General features: G+C 49.7%; 17 protein-coding genes and 1 pseudogene. 17 read left to right on the top strand and 1 reads right to left on the bottom strand.

Annotation, left to right across the window (positions count from 1 at the left end):
• Positions 1–28: 28 nt before the first annotated feature.
• From M655_RS24105 to M655_RS24035, 15 genes and pseudogenes are all read left to right on the top strand, one after another.
• On the top strand, positions 29–1,054 hold the full coding sequence (locus M655_RS24105; RefSeq protein ID WP_026558521.1) for a phosphotransferase enzyme family protein: 1,026 nt from the start codon (positions 29–31) through the stop codon (positions 1,052–1,054).
• Between the two features lie 61 nt (positions 1,055–1,115).
• Positions 1,116–2,492: an ethanolamine permease gene (gene eat / locus M655_RS24100; RefSeq protein WP_005829014.1), complete on the top strand. Its 1,377-nt coding sequence runs from the start codon at positions 1,116–1,118 to the stop codon at positions 2,490–2,492.
• A complete protein-coding gene (locus tag M655_RS24095; RefSeq protein WP_286085908.1) occupies positions 2,489–3,289 on the top strand; it encodes an HAD family hydrolase in 801 nt (266 codons plus the stop codon). The genes eat and M655_RS24095 overlap by 4 nt, the downstream gene beginning before the upstream one ends.
• Positions 3,290–3,293: 4 nt before the next feature.
• Positions 3,294–3,563 carry a hypothetical protein gene (locus M655_RS24090; RefSeq protein WP_005829010.1) on the top strand — a complete coding sequence of 90 codons (270 nt, stop codon included), beginning with the start codon at positions 3,294–3,296 and terminating at the stop codon, positions 3,561–3,563.
• Between the two features lie 74 nt (positions 3,564–3,637).
• Positions 3,638–5,134 carry an aldehyde dehydrogenase family protein gene (locus M655_RS24085; RefSeq protein WP_081414812.1) on the top strand — a complete coding sequence of 499 codons (1,497 nt, stop codon included), beginning with the start codon at positions 3,638–3,640 and terminating at the stop codon, positions 5,132–5,134.
• A gap of 16 nt (positions 5,135–5,150) precedes the next feature.
• Positions 5,151–5,429 carry a BMC domain-containing protein gene (locus tag M655_RS24080; protein WP_005829009.1) on the top strand — a complete coding sequence of 93 codons (279 nt, stop codon included), beginning with the start codon at positions 5,151–5,153 and terminating at the stop codon, positions 5,427–5,429.
• Between the two features lie 40 nt (positions 5,430–5,469).
• Positions 5,470–5,745 (top strand): EutN/CcmL family microcompartment protein, encoded by a 276-nt coding sequence (locus M655_RS24075; RefSeq protein WP_007786263.1) that lies wholly within the window; start codon positions 5,470–5,472, stop codon positions 5,743–5,745.
• Complete coding sequence (locus tag M655_RS24070; protein WP_051353994.1) at positions 5,745–6,044, top strand: BMC domain-containing protein; 300 nt, start codon at positions 5,745–5,747, stop codon at positions 6,042–6,044. The genes M655_RS24075 and M655_RS24070 overlap by 1 nt, the downstream gene beginning before the upstream one ends.
• A 49-nt stretch (positions 6,045–6,093) precedes the next feature.
• Positions 6,094–6,387, top strand: a complete 294-nt coding sequence (gene eutM, locus M655_RS24065) for an ethanolamine utilization microcompartment protein EutM (RefSeq protein WP_007786265.1) — start codon at positions 6,094–6,096, stop codon at positions 6,385–6,387.
• A 30-nt stretch (positions 6,388–6,417) separates the two neighbouring features.
• Entirely contained in the window at positions 6,418–7,071 is a 654-nt protein-coding gene (locus tag M655_RS24060) for a phosphate propanoyltransferase (RefSeq protein ID WP_026558519.1), read from the top strand.
• On the top strand, positions 7,068–7,700 hold the full coding sequence (locus M655_RS24055) for a hypothetical protein (RefSeq protein WP_007786268.1): 633 nt from the start codon (positions 7,068–7,070) through the stop codon (positions 7,698–7,700). Before M655_RS24060 ends, M655_RS24055 begins: the two co-directional genes overlap by 4 nt.
• A gap of 10 nt (positions 7,701–7,710) precedes the next feature.
• On the top strand, positions 7,711–8,088 hold the full coding sequence (locus M655_RS24050) for a BMC domain-containing protein (protein WP_286085907.1): 378 nt from the start codon (positions 7,711–7,713) through the stop codon (positions 8,086–8,088).
• 68 nt (positions 8,089–8,156) lie between these two features.
• Positions 8,157–9,101: a malate dehydrogenase gene (gene mdh / locus M655_RS24045; RefSeq protein ID WP_026558517.1), complete on the top strand. Its 945-nt coding sequence runs from the start codon at positions 8,157–8,159 to the stop codon at positions 9,099–9,101.
• A 437-nt stretch (positions 9,102–9,538) separates the two neighbouring features.
• Entirely contained in the window at positions 9,539–11,959 is a 2,421-nt protein-coding gene (locus M655_RS24040) for a CRISPR-associated helicase/endonuclease Cas3 (protein WP_026558516.1), read from the top strand.
• Positions 11,960–12,190: 231 nt separating this feature from the next.
• Positions 12,191–12,475: pseudogene (locus tag M655_RS24035) on the top strand (transposase); the annotation flags it as partial.
• A gap of 248 nt (positions 12,476–12,723) precedes the next feature.
• Here M655_RS24035 and M655_RS24030 read toward each other — a convergent pair.
• Positions 12,724–13,499, bottom strand: a protein-coding gene (locus tag M655_RS24030) for an IS5 family transposase (protein ID WP_286085906.1) whose coding sequence is annotated in 2 segments (ribosomal slippage) — positions 12,724–13,172 and positions 13,172–13,499 — 777 coding nt in all. Because the reading frame shifts where the segments join, the coding sequence is not laid out codon by codon here.
• Positions 13,500–13,823: 324 nt separating this feature from the next.
• Here M655_RS24030 and cas5c point away from each other — a divergent pair.
• Both cas5c and cas8c read left to right on the top strand, forming a co-directional pair.
• Positions 13,824–14,543: a type I-C CRISPR-associated protein Cas5c gene (cas5c, locus tag M655_RS24025; RefSeq protein WP_026558515.1), complete on the top strand. Its 720-nt coding sequence runs from the start codon at positions 13,824–13,826 to the stop codon at positions 14,541–14,543.
• A complete protein-coding gene (cas8c, locus tag M655_RS24020) occupies positions 14,540–16,453 on the top strand; it encodes a type I-C CRISPR-associated protein Cas8c/Csd1 (protein WP_026558514.1) in 1,914 nt (637 codons plus the stop codon). Before cas5c ends, cas8c begins: the two co-directional genes overlap by 4 nt.
• The last annotated feature ends 3 nt before the right edge of the window (positions 16,454–16,456 follow it).

The raw sequence follows: 16,456 nt of genomic DNA, 5'->3' as shown, positions 1-16,456 counted from the left end.
CCATTTTAGGAAGGGGCAGTGCAGGAAGATGAGCCATTCAAGTGCAGAGATGTGGAAAGAGCATGTGGAAGTTTTTCATCAGGTTGCCAAACATGCCATTCACTCCTATCCAAACTTGTCGCAAGCGACGGTCGATCTGTTGAATTACTCAGAGAACGCTACCTATTTGGTAAAAAACGTCCCCACTGCCGAAAAATACGTATTGCGCGTATGTCGCCCCGGCTACCACACGAAAGCAGAGATCGAGGGGGAGGTTCACTGGATCAGCTCGATCTATCAGGATACTTCCGTCGAGGTATCTCTGCCGATCGCAGGAAAAAACGGCGAATACATTCAGACGGTGCAACTGGACAGCGACTCCCAGGAATATTGCTGCGTGCTGTTTACCTTTCTGGAAGGCGAGGCGCCGGACGCGCATAACGAGACAGAGCTGGTCAAACAATTTGAGCTGATCGGTGAAATTTCAGCGCATTTTCATCAGCATGCGATCGACAACTGGGCTGCATTTCGCGAGATCAAGCGTCCTACGTGGGATTACGAAACAATTCTGGGAGAAAGGCCGATCTGGGGCAGATGGCAGGATGGGGTAGCGATTACGCCAGAAAGACTGCACCTGTTTCAACAAGTAGCGGATATCATCAAGCACCGGCTGGACCGTTTTGGAAAAGACGCAAACCGTTTCGGCCTGATTCATGCCGATTTGCGCAACACGAACCTGCTTGTCCTGGACGAACAAGTGAAAGTGATTGATTTTGACGACAGCGGGTTCGGGTGGTATCTTTTTGATTTGGCATCGTCCTTGACTTTTATCGAGCATAAACCGTACGTGCCTGACCTGATTCAAGCCTGGCTCAAAGGATATCGCAAAGTTCGAGCGCTGTCGAAAGAAGAAGAGCTGGAAATCCCTACGTTTATCATGATGCGCAGACTGCAACTGATCGCCTGGATCGGCAGTCGGGAAAATGAAACGACGAGGGAGCTGGGGGGTGAATACACGGAGCAGACGGACGCTTTGGCGAGACAATATTTGGAATATTCAAAAAGATTCTTTTGATTTTCGAGTCACATTAACCTTGCAACAACTTCTTGAACAAGAATGTGAGGGAGATGACGGTATGAGCAATCAATTGGAACTGAAAAAGACGTTGTCCGCTTTTCATCTGTGGGTAATCGGGGTCGGCATCGTCATTTCCGGAAACTATTTCGGCTGGAATTTCGGTTTGGCGGCTTCGGGGTACATCGGAATGCTGATCGCGATTGGCGTGATGGCTGTGATGTATTTGTTCATGTGCTTTGGCATCTCCGAGCTGTCCACGGCTTTGCCGTATGCAGGCGGACCTTACTCGTTTGCCAGGCGGGCCATGGGGCCATTCGCCGGCTTTTTGACAGGCATCGGCGTGATTTTGGAGTATTTTATTGCCGCGCCCGTAGTGGCGATCGGGATTGGGGCTTATATCAACTTCCTGTTTCCGACGATCAATCCGATTTTGGCAGCCGCCTTCATGTACTTATTTTTTATGATCGTCCACATTATCGGAGTAAAGGAATATGCGAGTCTGGAAACGATCCTCGTCTTTATTGCGCTGGGCTTGATTGTCCTGATGTATTTTGTCGGCCTGCCGCAGATTTCTATGGAAAACTTGTTCGGCGCCGAAGGAACGCCGCTGATTCCGGGCGGGATCGAGGGAGTCTGGGCGGCTTTGCCGTATGCGATGTGGCTGTTTCTCGCCATCGAAATGTTGCCGATGCTGTCTGAAGAATGCCGCGATGCCAAAAGAGATATGCCAAAAGGAATTTTGTCAGGAATCGTGACTTTGCTGATTTTGTCGGTTTTGACGACTACGGTTGCGATCGGCTTGAGCGGAATCGACCAGTTGAGCACCGCGAGTGATCCGTTGCCGACTGCTGTTGCCGCGACCTTTGGCAATACGTATTGGTTAGCGCAAATTTTAGCCTCGATTGGTTTGGTTGGATTGATCGCAAGCTTTTCCGGTGTCATTCTCGCTTATTCCCGTCAAATTTTCGCCTTATCCAGAGCAGGATATCTTCCGGCTTTTCTCTCCCACCTGCATCCTACACGCAGGACTCCGTATGCAGCGATCATTTTGCCAGGGATCATCGGTTTGCTGCTGGTCGTCTTGTTCAACCCGAATGATCTGATTCTGATTTCTACCTTCGGAGCGCTTGTGTCTTACATTTCCATGAACTTGTCTGTCATCATCCTGCGCAAAAAAGAGCCGGATCTCGTCCGTCCGTACAAAACCCCGTTGTATCCATTCATTCCGATCGTCTCGCTTGTATTGGCTGTCATTGCCTTGTTTGCCAGCTTCTTTGCGAATTTGACGTTCTTCTGGGTCAGTATCTCGGTGTTTGGCGTAGCGATCATTTACTATTTTGCCTGGGCGAAAAATCATATTAACGTCAACGCGCCGGAAGAACAGTTCAGTCAGGAGAGCAGACAACATCCGGCGAATGTGGAGCTGCAAAAATGAATAAAGAGATCGAACTCGTTTCAATCAAGGAAGGGAGGGGAGCACCGATGCCCGTTTTCGGGGAAGATATCCAGACGTTTTTGTTCGATAAAGACGGAACCTTGATCGACCTGCCGTCGATTTGGATTCCTTGGGCTTACGATATTCACCGACATCTCGCCGAGGTCATGCCCAATTGCCCGTTCAGTCTGGCGGAATTTGGAGATGCCGTAGGGATTTGGGGAGAGGATGAGGTCGACCCGAAAAGTCCGTTAGCGATTGCGAGCCTGGGGGAAATGCAGGCGGTGATCGCGTTCTTCCTGTATGAAAAGGGAGTGGCTTGGGATTCGGCCGTGCTTTTCGCCCGGGACAGCATCCAGTATGCGGACGAAAAGCAGAACAGCTCGGCGGCGATCCGACCCGTCCACGGCGTACGCGAGCTTTTGACAGAGTTGAAGAAAGCAGAGCGGGTGCTTGGCGTCGTGACGGCGGATGATACGGAAAAAGCACGGGTGCAGCTAGAACGAGTGGGCCTGGCAGAATACTTCGATTTTGTGATCGGCAGCGATCAGGTTCAGAACGGAAAGCCGTATCCGGACATGGCGTATCTGGCGAGAGATCGTCATGGCATCGCGCTTGGCCAGACGGTAATCGTAGGCGATACGAATGCCGACATGCAACTGGGCAAGAGCGCAGGCTTAAAGGCGACGATCGGAATTGCTGCGAACAGCAGAAACGAAACCGCTCATTTGGCAGAGGCGGATTTGATTGTTACCAGCTATAGCGAATTGCTGGACATGATGAGGACGAGGAGGTGAGGAGATGGATTCGGTTTTGGTAGAAAAGATCACCAGGCTCGTTCTTGCCAAGCTGGAAGAGCGCCCGACTGCGCAGCCACTTACGCCGGAAGAGCTCAGACGCTGGCAGGACATCTCGGCTTCCATACAGGGAACAAAAGCGGCAAACCCTGCTGCCGACGCTGCGCCTCGTCCGCTTTCGCGGGAAGAGCTCAAACGCTGGAACGAGATTACAGCATCCATGCAAGGGACAAAAGCGGGAGGACAGGTCACTTTTTACAGATACAATCAGTAGACGGATTCGCAGGTGGAAAGAAGGGAGGGTTTCCTATTCGCGCATTTGATCGTGATTTGGCGTCGATACAAGAGATGCGGGAAGCGGTGAGCCGGGCAAAGGAAGCGCACGCCAGGTTTCGCGCGTTTTCCCAGGAACAGGTTGATCGCATTGTGAAAAGCATTGCGGAGGCCGCCTACAAAGAAGCCGCGTCTTTGGCCCGGCTCGCGGTGGAAGAAACGGGAATAGGCGTTGTCGAGCATAAAAAGCTCAAAAACGAGTTAGGCTCCATGGGCGTGTACGAATCGATCAAGGATGAGAAGACGGTGGGAATCATCCGCAAAAACAGCAAAGACAAAATCGTGGAAATCGCCTATCCGTTTGGCGTCATTGCCGCGATTTGCCCGACGACCAATCCTACCTCGACCGCGATTTTTAAAACGTTGATTGCCTTAAAAGCGCAAAACGCAATCGTGGCGAGTCCCCATCCTTCAGCGGTAACGTGTACGATTGCCGCGTTGAAAATTTGTCATGACGCGGCTGTCGAGGCCGGCGCCCCGGAAGGGCTGATCGGCTGGATTCCCCAGCCATCGATTGAAACGACGCTCCAACTGATGAAGCATCGGGATGTCAGTCTGATTTTGGCAACAGGGGGAGGGGCGTTGGTCAAAGCCGCCTATAGCTCCGGTAAGCCGGCATACGGGGTAGGACCGGGAAACGGCCCCGTCTACCTGGAGAAGACGGCGAATGTGAAGCAGGCAGTCAAGCTGATTGTCGATTCCAAAACATTCGATAACGGCACGCTCTGCTCGTCGGAACAAGCGATGGTCGTTCATCGGAACATCAAGGAAATGACGATCCGGGAGCTTTTGCACAACGGCGGGTATATGTTGAACCCGGCAGAAAAAGCGAGGGTGGAGAGCGTCATTTCGCCGACAAAGGGGAAGCTGAACCCGGCGATTGTAGGGCGCTCCGCGGACGCGATTGCGGAAATGGCCGGTATTCAGGTGCCGGCGGGAACCCGGCTGCTGGTCGCAGAGGAAGATCGGGTCGGAAAGGATGTTCCCTTTTCGATTGAGAAGCTCGCCCCGATCTTGCCTCTCTATACGGCAAACAGCGAGGAAGAAGCGAAGCAGATTTGCATCCAACTGTTGAATCTGGGCGGGCGGGGCCACAGTTGTTCGATCCACACAAGCGATGAAGAGGCCAGTTACCGGTTTGGGCTGGATATGCCCGTGTCCCGTATTTTGGTGAACACGCTCGCTTCCATCGGGGCGGCAGGGGCGACGACTGGTTTGCGCCCGTCGCTGACATTGGGGTGCGGATCGTACGGCGGAAATATTTCCTCCGACAACATTACGGCTCATCATTTGTACAACATCAAACGAATTGCGTACGGAATCAAAGAGGTTGCCATCCCCGTGCCACAGCAAGCGCATAGGGGACGCACGGAGCAAGCTGACAGTAACGATGTGGAAAAGCTGGTGCGCCAGGTGCTCAAGGAAGTCGAAAAGACGGCTCATTCCTGGAATCCTGCTGACGTTTCCAAAATCGTAGAAAACATGGTCGGCCAAATCTTGACCAAACAATGAACAGGGGGAGTAGCACATGGCTGGAGCGATTAATGGCGCGCTCGGAATGATCGAAACGAGAGGATTGGTAGCTTCCCTGGAAGCGGCAGATGCGATGGTAAAGGCAGCGAGCGTTACTCTGGTAGGAAAAGTCCATGTCGGTGGCGGCATTGTCACGGTTTTGGTCACGGGCGACGTCGGTGCTGTCAAGGCGGCGACAGAAGCAGGCAGCGCAGCCGCCCAACGCGTAGGCGAGCTGCTTTCCGCCCATGTCATTCCGCGCCCCCACAATGAACTGGAAATCATTTTGCCATAGGAAATCGCGCGCTCGCAAAAACATCCGGGAGGGCATGTGAATGCTGGTTGGCAAAGTGATTGGAAGCGTTTGGGCGACGCGTAAAGAAGACGGGTTGACAGGATTGAAGCTTCTGATCGTGCAACCAGGATTAACAGAGACGGATCGGCCAGGTCAACCAGCTTTTGTTGCCGTTGATCGAATCGGGGCAGGGATCGGCGATCACGTCATGGTGACGACGGGAAGTTCTGCCGCTTCTATCCTGGAAGGGAAGCGACTGCCGATTGATGCGTTGATTATCGGCATTATTGATTCGGTCGATACAGGAAGTGGGTAATGCAAGTGACCAAATCATTGGGGATGATTGAAACGCGGGGGCTGGCGACCTCGGTTGCAGTCGTGGATGCCATGCTGAAGGCGGCGGATGTTCGGCTGGTCAATCAGGAAACAGTCGATATGGCGCTGGTGACGGTTTTCATCGAAGGAGACAGCAGCGCCGTCCGCATCGCAGTCGAATCTGGCGCACAGGTGGCGAAACAAACGGGAGCGTTGATCGCGTGTGCTGTCGTTCCCCGTCCGGATAGCGGCACAAGGAAGCTGGCGGAGACACAAGTGAAAAATTGGCGGATGTCCTGATGGCAAGTGCGGCGTCAGGACATGCAAAAATGGCAGGGAGGAATAGCAGATGGCAATGGAGTTGACTGCTTTAGGAATGATTGAAACTAGGGGACTGGTCGCTTCGGTCGAGGCGGCGGATGCGATGGTCAAGGCGGCAAATGTGCATCTGGTGGGCAAAGTTCACGTCGGAGGCGGCATTGTCACGGTGTTGGTTCGCGGTGACGTGGGAGCGGTCAAGGCGGCGACAGATGCCGGAGCAGCCGCCGCCCAGCGCGTAGGGGAGCTGCTTTCCGTACACGTCATCCCGCGCCCGCATGCGGAAATCGAAAGCATTTTGCCGCAAATAAAACCGCAGCTTTAATCCGCGGTTTTTCAAGTGAGGGATGACAAAATGAATGAAAACGTGATCCAATCCATCGTGGAAGAAGTGGTCAGCCAGTTTTCGAAACAGCCGCCAGCGGAAAAAGGGATTCCGCTTGCCGTTTCTGCGCGGCATTGTCATTTGAGCAGACGCGATCTGGAAGCGCTGTTTGGAAGCGGGTATGAATTAACCCCGAAAAAAGCGCTCTCCCAGCCAGGGCAATTTGCCGCTCAGGAAACCGTCATGATTGCCGGGCCAAGGGGAGGCATCGAAAACGTGCGGGTGCTTGGTCCGGCAAGAAACTTGACGCAGGTGGAAGTCAGCAAAACCGATTCCATCAAATTGGGCTTGCAGCCTCCCCTGCGGAAGTCAGGCGATATTAAAGGGTCTTCTCCGGTTACGATCATCGGCCCAAAAGGAAGTATTTATTTGCAGGAGGGACTGATTATCGCACAAGCACACGTGCATATGAGCCCGGCGGATGCGGCTGCTTTTCATGTGAGTGACGGGGAATACGTGCGCATAACAGTGGAGAGTGGACGCGCGCTTTCTTTTGAAAATGTGCTGATCCGCGTTTCGCCTGACTATCGGCTGGAGATGCATCTGGATACCGATGAGGCAAACGCCGGTTTCATCGCAACCGGAGCAACGGGAAAATTGATAAAGTACGCGGGTCTAGCATGATGGACTATGCCACAATCGAAGCGATAGTCAGAGAGATTTTGCGCAAATGGGAGCCGGAGTCTGCCAATAGACCAGACCTTCTCGTGCTGAATGCTTCCGCTGACGGCAGGCTGGACCAACTGGAAAAGCACTGGAATCTCATCAAACTGCCGTTGACGCCGACCCCGATTCCGGAAAATGTGCGCGATGCGGTCTTCCTGGATGCAACACAAGATTTGCTTGTCAAAGGCGCATTGGGCATTGCCGATACGCCGGAGAGCCAAATGTTGTCGACACTCCTTTTACGAGGCTTGCGCATCACGCTCATCCCTTCCGCTGAGTTGGAATGGATGCTGGATGTTTCCGCGGACAAGGCCGCGAATCCAGCGTATGCCCATCACCTTGGCAGCTATAAAAAGACGCTGGAGGGCTTTGGGGTGCGAATCGCTCCATTGGCTGCTCTCGCCGCGAGCGCCTCCCGCGAGCGGATCACTTTTCGGGGAAAACTGTTGACGCAAAGAGATATCGAGCAGATCAAGGAAGAGAAAATCTGGATTCGCAAAACGACGATTGTCACGCCGTTGGCCCGTGATGCCGCACGCGAGAAGGGAAAGAGCATCTGTGTGATCGATGGAACTGACGAAAAATGAGGTGAAAAGCTTGGCCAAGGCATTGGGAATGATTGAGACACGGGGACTGATCGGTTCGGTCGAAGCGGCGGATGCCATGCTGAAAGCCGCAGATGTCCGTTTGGTGAAACAGGAGAAAGCAGATGCGGCGCTGGTCACGATCTATGTGGAAGGCGATGTCGGTGCTGTGCAGGCAGCCGTCGAATCCGGGCGGGAGGCGGCAGCGCGAGTAGGGGAACTGATCGCGTCCCATGTGATTCCGCACCCGGATGACGGAATAAAAAAACTTTTGCAAACGGAAGAAAGCAAGACAAGCGCGAAACCGTCGGGCAATCCGGCCAAAGGGGAAGCCAGGGAGAAAGCCGCAGGAAAAAAGGCAACGGGCAACCAGCAAGCGGTAAAGGAGTAGGAAGAGCCGCCGCCGGAGTCGGGGGCATAAACCATTTCCGGCCAGAGCGGTAAGCGGGAGGAAACGGCATGGCTTTTACACGCAGAAAAATAGCGGTCATCGGGGCAGGCTTTACCGGCGCGACGACTGCTCTGATGCTGGCGCAAAAGGAGCTTGGCGATATCGTATTGGTGGATATCCCCTCCATGGAAAAGGCGACAAAAGGAAAAGCGCTTGATATGCTGCAAGCAAGTCCGGTGCAGGCGCTCAATGTCCGTATAACAGGCACCTCTGATTATGAAGAGATACGCGGCTGCGATCTGGTCATCATCACAGCCGGAATTGCCAGAAAGCCCGGCATGACAAGAGACGATTTGGTCGCGACAAACGCGGGGATCATCCGCGACGTATCCGAAAAAATTGCCCGTTATGCAGCGGATAGTTACGTCATTGTGTTGAGCAACCCGGTGGATGCCATGACGTACGTCTGCTATCAGACGACCGGTTTTCCGAAAAATCGCGTGCTCGGCCAGTCGGGAGTTTTGGATACGGCGCGCTTCCAGACGTTTGTGGCCCAGGAGCTGAACGTATCGGTTGAAGACATTTCCGCATTTGTCCTCGGGGGACACGGGGATGAGATGGTTCCGCTGATCCAGTATTCCTCGGCAGGCGGCATTCCGCTGGACAAAATCATCCCTGCCGACCGGCTGGAGGCCATCGTCGAGCGCACGCGAAAAGGCGGAGGCGAAATCGTCGAGCTGCTCGGAACCGGAAGCGCCTACTACGCCCCTGCGGCTTCCGTCGTGCAAATGGCAGAAGCGATCCTCAAGGACAAAAAGCGCATCCTGCCATCCATCGCCTACCTGGAAGGTGAATACGGCTATCGGGACATGTATTTGGGTGTGCCGACCATTCTCGGCGGCAATGGCGTCGAATGCGTGATCGAGTTGCCGCTTTCTGCCACAGAAAAAGCGGCTTTGGATCGCTCGGCCCAGTCGGTGAAACGGACGCTGGGCATGCTGGCGGGGGTGTGAAATAGAAGAAGCTTTGCTCAAGGCGTTGTCCTTATTTTTTAGGGCGGCGTCTTTTTTGTATTAATAAGTATTGATAAGATTCTTATCCAGTATAAGTTATCATGAACGAGGACAGCCCCTGTACGTAACTTCGTAGGTTACTCTGGCTACACGAAAGACGTGTGTACTACACCTATAGAGCGCTGTCGTCGCGGTCTGCCTTTTCTTTGCCGGCCTCAAATGGCTGCAGCTATCTTTTGAATGAAGTTTTGCTATAAAAATACATCTTGTCGACTAGACAGATAAGCGGCCTTGGTCCTGAAATGCATAGATCAAGCGTTATACACTATTTACCAAAAGTGTTATATGATTAATTTTGACATCGTTCTACAAAAAACTAGGTACAGGATGCGTTTCGGTATGGATAATCGCTGAATGATGAAGAGGAGGAGGTAATCATGAAATTCATCGCGCATATTCGTGAAAGCGACAAACAGATACAAAGTGTCGCGGAGCATTTGCTGGGAGTAAAAGCATTGGCGGAATCGATCGGCGAGAAGATAGGCGTCGAGCATATCGCAGGTCTGGCGGGTATGCTTCATGACATGGGAAAGTACACCGAGGAGTTTAAAGACTACATCATAAAAGCTGTGGAAAATCCAGGAGAACCGCCGAAAAGAGGGAGTGTCGATCATTCGACTGCGGGGGGCAGACTATTATACCAGAAATTTCATACCGGGAATCCTTCCAGGGGAAGCTGGATTTTAGCTGAGGTTGTCGGGAATGCGATCATTTCGCACCACTCCTACCTCCATGACTTTTTAAATAAGGATTTGGATTCTCCCTACTTGCATCGTGTCCGGGATAAACCGTTGAAGGAATACGACAAGTCGATCCAGCGTTTTTTTGACGAAGTAATCAGCGAGCAAGCATTTCATCAATATGTGTTACGTGCAATCGATGAACTGGAAGCTTATCTTGGCAAGCCTTCTGTAGAGAATAGCGAAAGCAAATTGATGTTTCTGACCAAGTTTGTGTTTAGTGCATTAATTGATGCAGATCGTACGAACACCAGGTTGTTTGAGGAAAACAAGTACGAGGAATCCACTCCATGTCGCCAAGACCTGTTTCATACATACTATGAGCGGCTGATGAAAAAGCTTCAATTTTACCAAGAGAAGGAAGAGGCAAAAACACGGATCAACGAACTGAGAAAGGAATTGTCAGACCAGTGTGACAAGTTTGCGGAGAAGCCGTCTGGTATCTATACGTTGTCCATTCCGACTGGTGGGGGAAAGACTTTGGCGAGTTTGCGGTATGCGCTCAAGCATGCCATTCGGGAGAACAAAAAGCACATTATTTATGTAGTACCGTTTACAACAATTATCGAACAGAATGCAGAGGAAGTCCGTAAAATCCTTATGGACGACGAACATATTCTGGAGCACCATTCCAACGTCATAGACGACATGAGCGATGACGATGAGGCCCAGGATGGCATGATTAATGCACGGCAAAAATTGAAGCTGGCCAAGGATAACTGGGATTCACCCATTATTTTTACAACGATGGTTCAGTTTCTGAATGTGTTCTACGCCAGGGGAAGCAGAAATATACGAAGGCTTCACAACTTATGCGAGTCGGTCATTATTTTTGACGAGGTACAGAAAATTCCGGTTTCATGTGTATCGTTGTTTAATCATGCGCTGAACTTTTTGAAATCGCATGGTCATTCCAGCCTTATTCTTTGCACGGCTACCCAGCCGGCCCTTGATTTTGTAGAGCGCCGGTTGGAAATCAGTGCTGACTCTGAAATGATTCAAAACGTGGATCACGTCATTGAAGCTTTCAAACGGGTGGAAATTGTGGATAAAGCAACAGGTGAAACATTTGACACGGACAAGCTGGCTGATTTTATTACCGAGAAAACGGAAGAAGTCCAAAGTATTCTGGTTGTCTTAAACACAAAAACGGTTGTTAAGAGATTGTATCGGCGAGTGGAGACGCTCGATATTCCTCTCTATCACCTGAGCACGTCGATGTGTGCGGCGCATCGAAATCACATCCTTGAGCAAGTGCGAGGACATTTGCAGCGTGAAGAAAAAGTGATATGCATTAGTACGCAGCTAATAGAAGCAGGTGTGGATGTCAGCTTTGATTGTGTGATACGTTCGTTGGCCGGACTGGATTCGATTGCACAGGCGGCCGGCAGATGCAATCGCCACGGGAAAACGGAAATTCAGCAGGTGTATGTCATAGATCATGCAGAGGAGAATTTGGATCGTTTGCAGGAAATCAAGGTAGGTAAAAAACTGGCGCAACAATTTCTTATTGACCTCCAAAAAGATCCCAATCAGCACGGCGGCAATCTATTATCCGTTCACGCGATGGAGCAGTATTTTAGAAAATTTTATACGGAGTTCGGTTCGCGTTCGCTTTTAAACTATTTTATTCGCGGGCTAGAGAAGGACATGACAGAGCTGTTAATGGCAAACAGGAACAACAGCTCATATAACCTTGCGTACAAAGAATCCAAAAGGGAGAGTCTGCCGCTATTTATCGTGAACAGCTACAGGATGGCAGCAGATTACTTTCAGGTGATCGATGACCAGACAACAGCCGTTCTTGTTCCGTACGGAGAGGAAGGAAAAGAGATTATTGCGCAACTAAATGGCGATGAAACGATCGAGAACCTGTCGATGCTACTGCGAAAGGCACAGCAGTATACGATCAGTCTGTTTGCAAATGAACGGGAGCAGCTGAGTAAAAACGATGGGCTCGTAAGCTTGATGGACGGAAAAATACTGGCGTTGAAGGAATCGGCGTACAGCGAGGAATATGGTCTGGATGTTGAGAATGACAGCAAGTTTTTGAAATGAGTATGTTTTGAATGGGAGTAGAACCTATCTGCATGTAGAGATAGGTTCTCGTATCATAAAATATACATTTCAATCCACGCCTTTGGCGACAGTTAATTATAACATAAAAAAATGGTATATTACACGTTCGTATACTTTATTATAAAGTTTGACAAGTTTCGAGGGAAATATTACCATAAAACTATGGTTAGTATATTTCAATCACATCGATAGGAAATGGAGAGGATGTTCATGAGGAAACGTAAGCGTCGGTCATTTACAGACGAGTTCAAGCAACAGGTGGTTCAACTCTACGAGAATGGAAAACCGCGTGCAGATATTTTGGAAGAATACGATCTGAGTGCATCTGTATTTGAACGCTGGGTCAAACAGAGTAGAACCACAGTTTCTTTTAAAGAAAAAGACAACCGAGCGGAGGAACAGAATGAACTCCTTGCGCAACGCAAGGAAGTTCAGCGACTAAAAATGGAGATTAAAGTAAGCAGCGCTGATCTTCGGACGGCAATAACAGTGATTCGAGAATGAGTACACTTTGTCAGCCATCCTCTAAGTGTAAATTGCATAGTAAAGTGCTTAAAGTTCTAGCAATTACTTATGCATATTAGTAACTGGGTTTGACATGGGGAGGTGGGGATGATAGGTGCTTTAGTCATTACAACCGCTCATAACCATAAAGACCCCATGTCAAATCTTTGCATAAATTTGCTTATCGATGTGTGTTGATAAAAATATAATTGTAAAATTAGGATGTGTCTGAAAACTCATTATTGAGTTAGTTTAAAGATGGACGCGACATATACAAACGCTAGGAATGATTTGGCCAGCTTGTCGTAACGAGTAGCGATTCGTCGAAAATGTTTGATTTTATTGAAGAAGCACTCCACCAAGTGCCGTTCTTTATAGCGATACCAATCCACTTTCCAAGGATTTTTATTATTCGCTTTAGGCGGGATGGTGTACGCTGCCTGCTTAGCCGTAATCCAATGCCGAATGCCTTCTGAGCCGTAGGCTTTGTCACCAACAATATGGCTTCCCGTAAGATCAAACCCTTGAAGCAAATTGATCGCTGGAACGGAATCATAGACGTGCCCCCCCGTGAGAAGAAAAGCGAGGGGATTCCCTAATCCATCGACGACGGTATGAAGTTTGGTTGTCTTTCCGCCACGGCTGACGCCTATGTGCTGATTTACTTCGTGTCCTTCTGCGTTTTTTTAGCACCCGCACTGTGTTGATGAGCTTTGACCGATGTAGAATCGATGCTCAAGTTTTCAAAGTCAGGTTCTACGTGAAGAGCTTGGAAGATGGCGACAAGTAATCCGGTATCTCTCCACTTGCAGAAGCGACTGTAGACCGTTTTCCATGAACCATAATGTTCTTCCGGCAAATCTCGCCAAGCCGCACCACTTCGGGCAATCCAAAGAATGGCATTAAACATGGTACGATTACTTAATTTGGACGGACGTCCTGTTCGATAGGGGGGGAACATGTCCTGAATTTGTTCCCACTGTTCATCGTTTATTTCGTACCGTCTTTGAATCATGCTCGTTGCTCCATTCGTTTTTCCTAAATCATACCACATTTTCTTTAGTTTTCAGACACGTCCTAGGTATTTTTCATTTGCCAAACACTCCAAGTGAGTGGATTACTTACTAATAAGTTAATCAGAGTAGGGTTCGTAAAGATCGGTAGTATTAGTCGTTGACACAGTTTAAGGTGGAACTAAGAAAATACGTCAAGTGGGTTTAATGCAATCGAAAGTATCGAAGTACACGTGTTTGCAATCAGAGGACACTTAAGAAATCTGTCTGGTTTTGTCTTTACAGTTTACTATTAAGTAAGTCAGTACAAGAGAGGAGGTAATGCTATGCGAAACGCAATCGAGTTTGAAGTTTTTGGGTCTTACGCACTATTCACCGACCCATTAACAAAACTTGGCGGAGAAAAGCTTTCCTACCAAGTTCCCACCTACCAGGCTCTAAAGGGCATAGTGGAGTCCATTTACTGGAAGCCAACATTGGTGATGATTGTAGATAAAGTGCGAATTATGAACCCAATCCGCATGGAGTCTAAGGGTGTTCGTCCAATCGAATACGGCGGAGGAAATACGCTTGCAAACTACACGTATTTGAGAGATGTGCGCTACCAGGTTCAAGCTCATTTCGAGTTCAATAAGAATCGCCCGGATTTGGCCTATGACCGCAACGAGCATAAGCATCACAACATTTTGAAACGCTCACTTCAGGCTGGAGGGCGAAGAGACATTTTCCTTGGCACGCGGGAATGTCAGGCATATGTCGAGCCATGCGTGTTTGGCGAGGGAGACGGATTCTATGACAACTACGGGGAGATTCATCTGGGAACGATGGTGCATGGCATCAATTACCCGGACGAGACAGGGCGGGATCAGCTGGAAGTCCGCTTATGGAATCCTATAATGAAGAATGGAGTTATCTGCTTTCTTCCACCAGAGAAGTGTCCGCAAATCCGGCCGGTTGCCAGCATGAAACCAAAGCATTTCGACTCTACTAACTTACTCTCCGTGGACGATCTGTTTGCCGAACTGGAAGAGGTGGATAACCGATGAGCTGGCTTTTGAATTTGTACGAAACATACGAGGCAAATCTGGAGTTTGTCGGCAAGATTGAGAGAAAGTCCAACGACCAGGAGTACATGCTACTGCCTGTTTCGCATACTACGCAAAATGCCCATATCGAAGTGGATGTAACGGAAGACGGAGAGTTTCATTTTGCGACAGTAGTTGAGAAAAACGATGCAAGCACAGTCATCCCATGTACAGAAGATTCCGCCAGTCGATCAGGTACAAAGATCGCCCCTTATCCATTGCATGACAAACTAAGCTACGTAGCGGGAGATTACAAAGACTATGGTGGAGAATTCAAAAAGGAAGAGCCCTTTCCGCACTATATCAAGCAATTGGAAGAGTGGGCAAATTCTCCATACGCTGTCGACAAGGTGAAAAGCATCTACCGCTACCTGCGCAAGGGGCGGTTGATTCAAGATTTAGTTGCGCATGGGATTTTATATGTAGACGAAAATCAGCGACTGTTGAGCAAATGGGATAAAAATGCCGAAGCTCGCTACGGAGCCAAGCCATCGATCTTTTCGGTCGTTGCTGGTGAGCAGACAAGCGCGTTTGTCAGATTTAACGTCTACTCGCCCACGAAGGTACTGACGAAGGTGTGGAACGATCAGCAGGTATACGATTCTTTCATTCAATTTTACAGCAGCAAGCTAGGTGGCGAAGATTTCTGCTATGTAACGGGTAAGAAGCTGCCTGCAACAGACAAGCATGCCAACAAAATCAGGAATGCAGCAGACAAAGCCAAGCTGATCTCGGCGAATGACAACAGCGGCTTTACATTCAGAGGGCGGTTTACGCAAAGCAATGAGGCGGCAAGCATCAGCTACGAGGTATCCCAGAAAGCGCATAATGCACTGAAGTGGCTAATCAATCGCCAAGGGAAATTTATCGATCAGAGAGTGTTTCTTATTTGGAGCAATCGTGAACTGGATATTCCCGATATTACTGAGGATTTATTTTCGATTGATTCTACTTCTTCGGACTCTATCAAAGACAAAATTGCATATACCAATAAAGAATTGGCTGTAGAGGTAGCGAAAGCATTAGAAGGATATCGCAACAAATTGGCAGGTTTGCCCGACAGAAAAGAAAATGTAAATATTTTGGTTCTCGATTCGGCAACAACGGGGCGCATGGCGGTGTTGTATTACCGTAATATGGATAAAGAGCAGTATTTGGACAAGCTGGTGAACTGGCATTCGACTTGCACATGGTTGCATAAATACCGCAAAAATGACAACGGAGACTTTGTGCAGTTTATTGGAGCACCTGACTGGAAGGATATTGCGTTTGCTGCATACGGACCACGGGCCAGCAAGGAAGTGGTCAAAGGTGTCAAGGAGCGAATGTTGCCTTGTGTGCTGGATGGTCGAAACATTCCATTGGATATCATAACGAGTTCCTGCAGGCGCGCAGCCAATCCCGTTTCCATGGAAAAATGGGAGTGGGAGAAGACGTTGAGCATCGCGTGTGCCCTGGTTAACAAACAGGAAGAACAGGAGGGATTAAGAGTGGCGTTGGATGAAAGCATCAATGACCGGGATTATTTGTTTGGTCGTCTGTTGGCCGTGGCTGATGTTTTGGAACGACGAGCGTTGGGGGCTGACGACCGTGCCAGTAATGCGGTTCGCTACATGAATGAGTTTGCAAGGCATCCCGAGCGAACCTGGCGGACGATTCAGGCGTGCTTGCAGCCTTATCAGGCAAGGCTGGGCAGACAAGCGTTTTATTTCAACCGTCTGATTGACGAAATCGGATCGCGGATTCCCATTGAACAATTCAATAACAAACCATTGTCTGGGAAATTTTTGCTAGGGTTCTACAGTCAAAGGCACGACCTGTATACGAAAAAAAGCACGACCGATACAGAGGAAACGGAAGCAACTCATTAAAAA

It is taken from the genome of Brevibacillus sp. NSP2.1 (assembly GCF_000470975.2).
GTDB lineage: Bacteria > Bacillota > Bacilli > Brevibacillales > Brevibacillaceae > Brevibacillus > Brevibacillus agri.
Note: the sequence above shows the minus strand (reverse complement) of the source record. Positions and strands in the feature narration are given on the sequence as shown.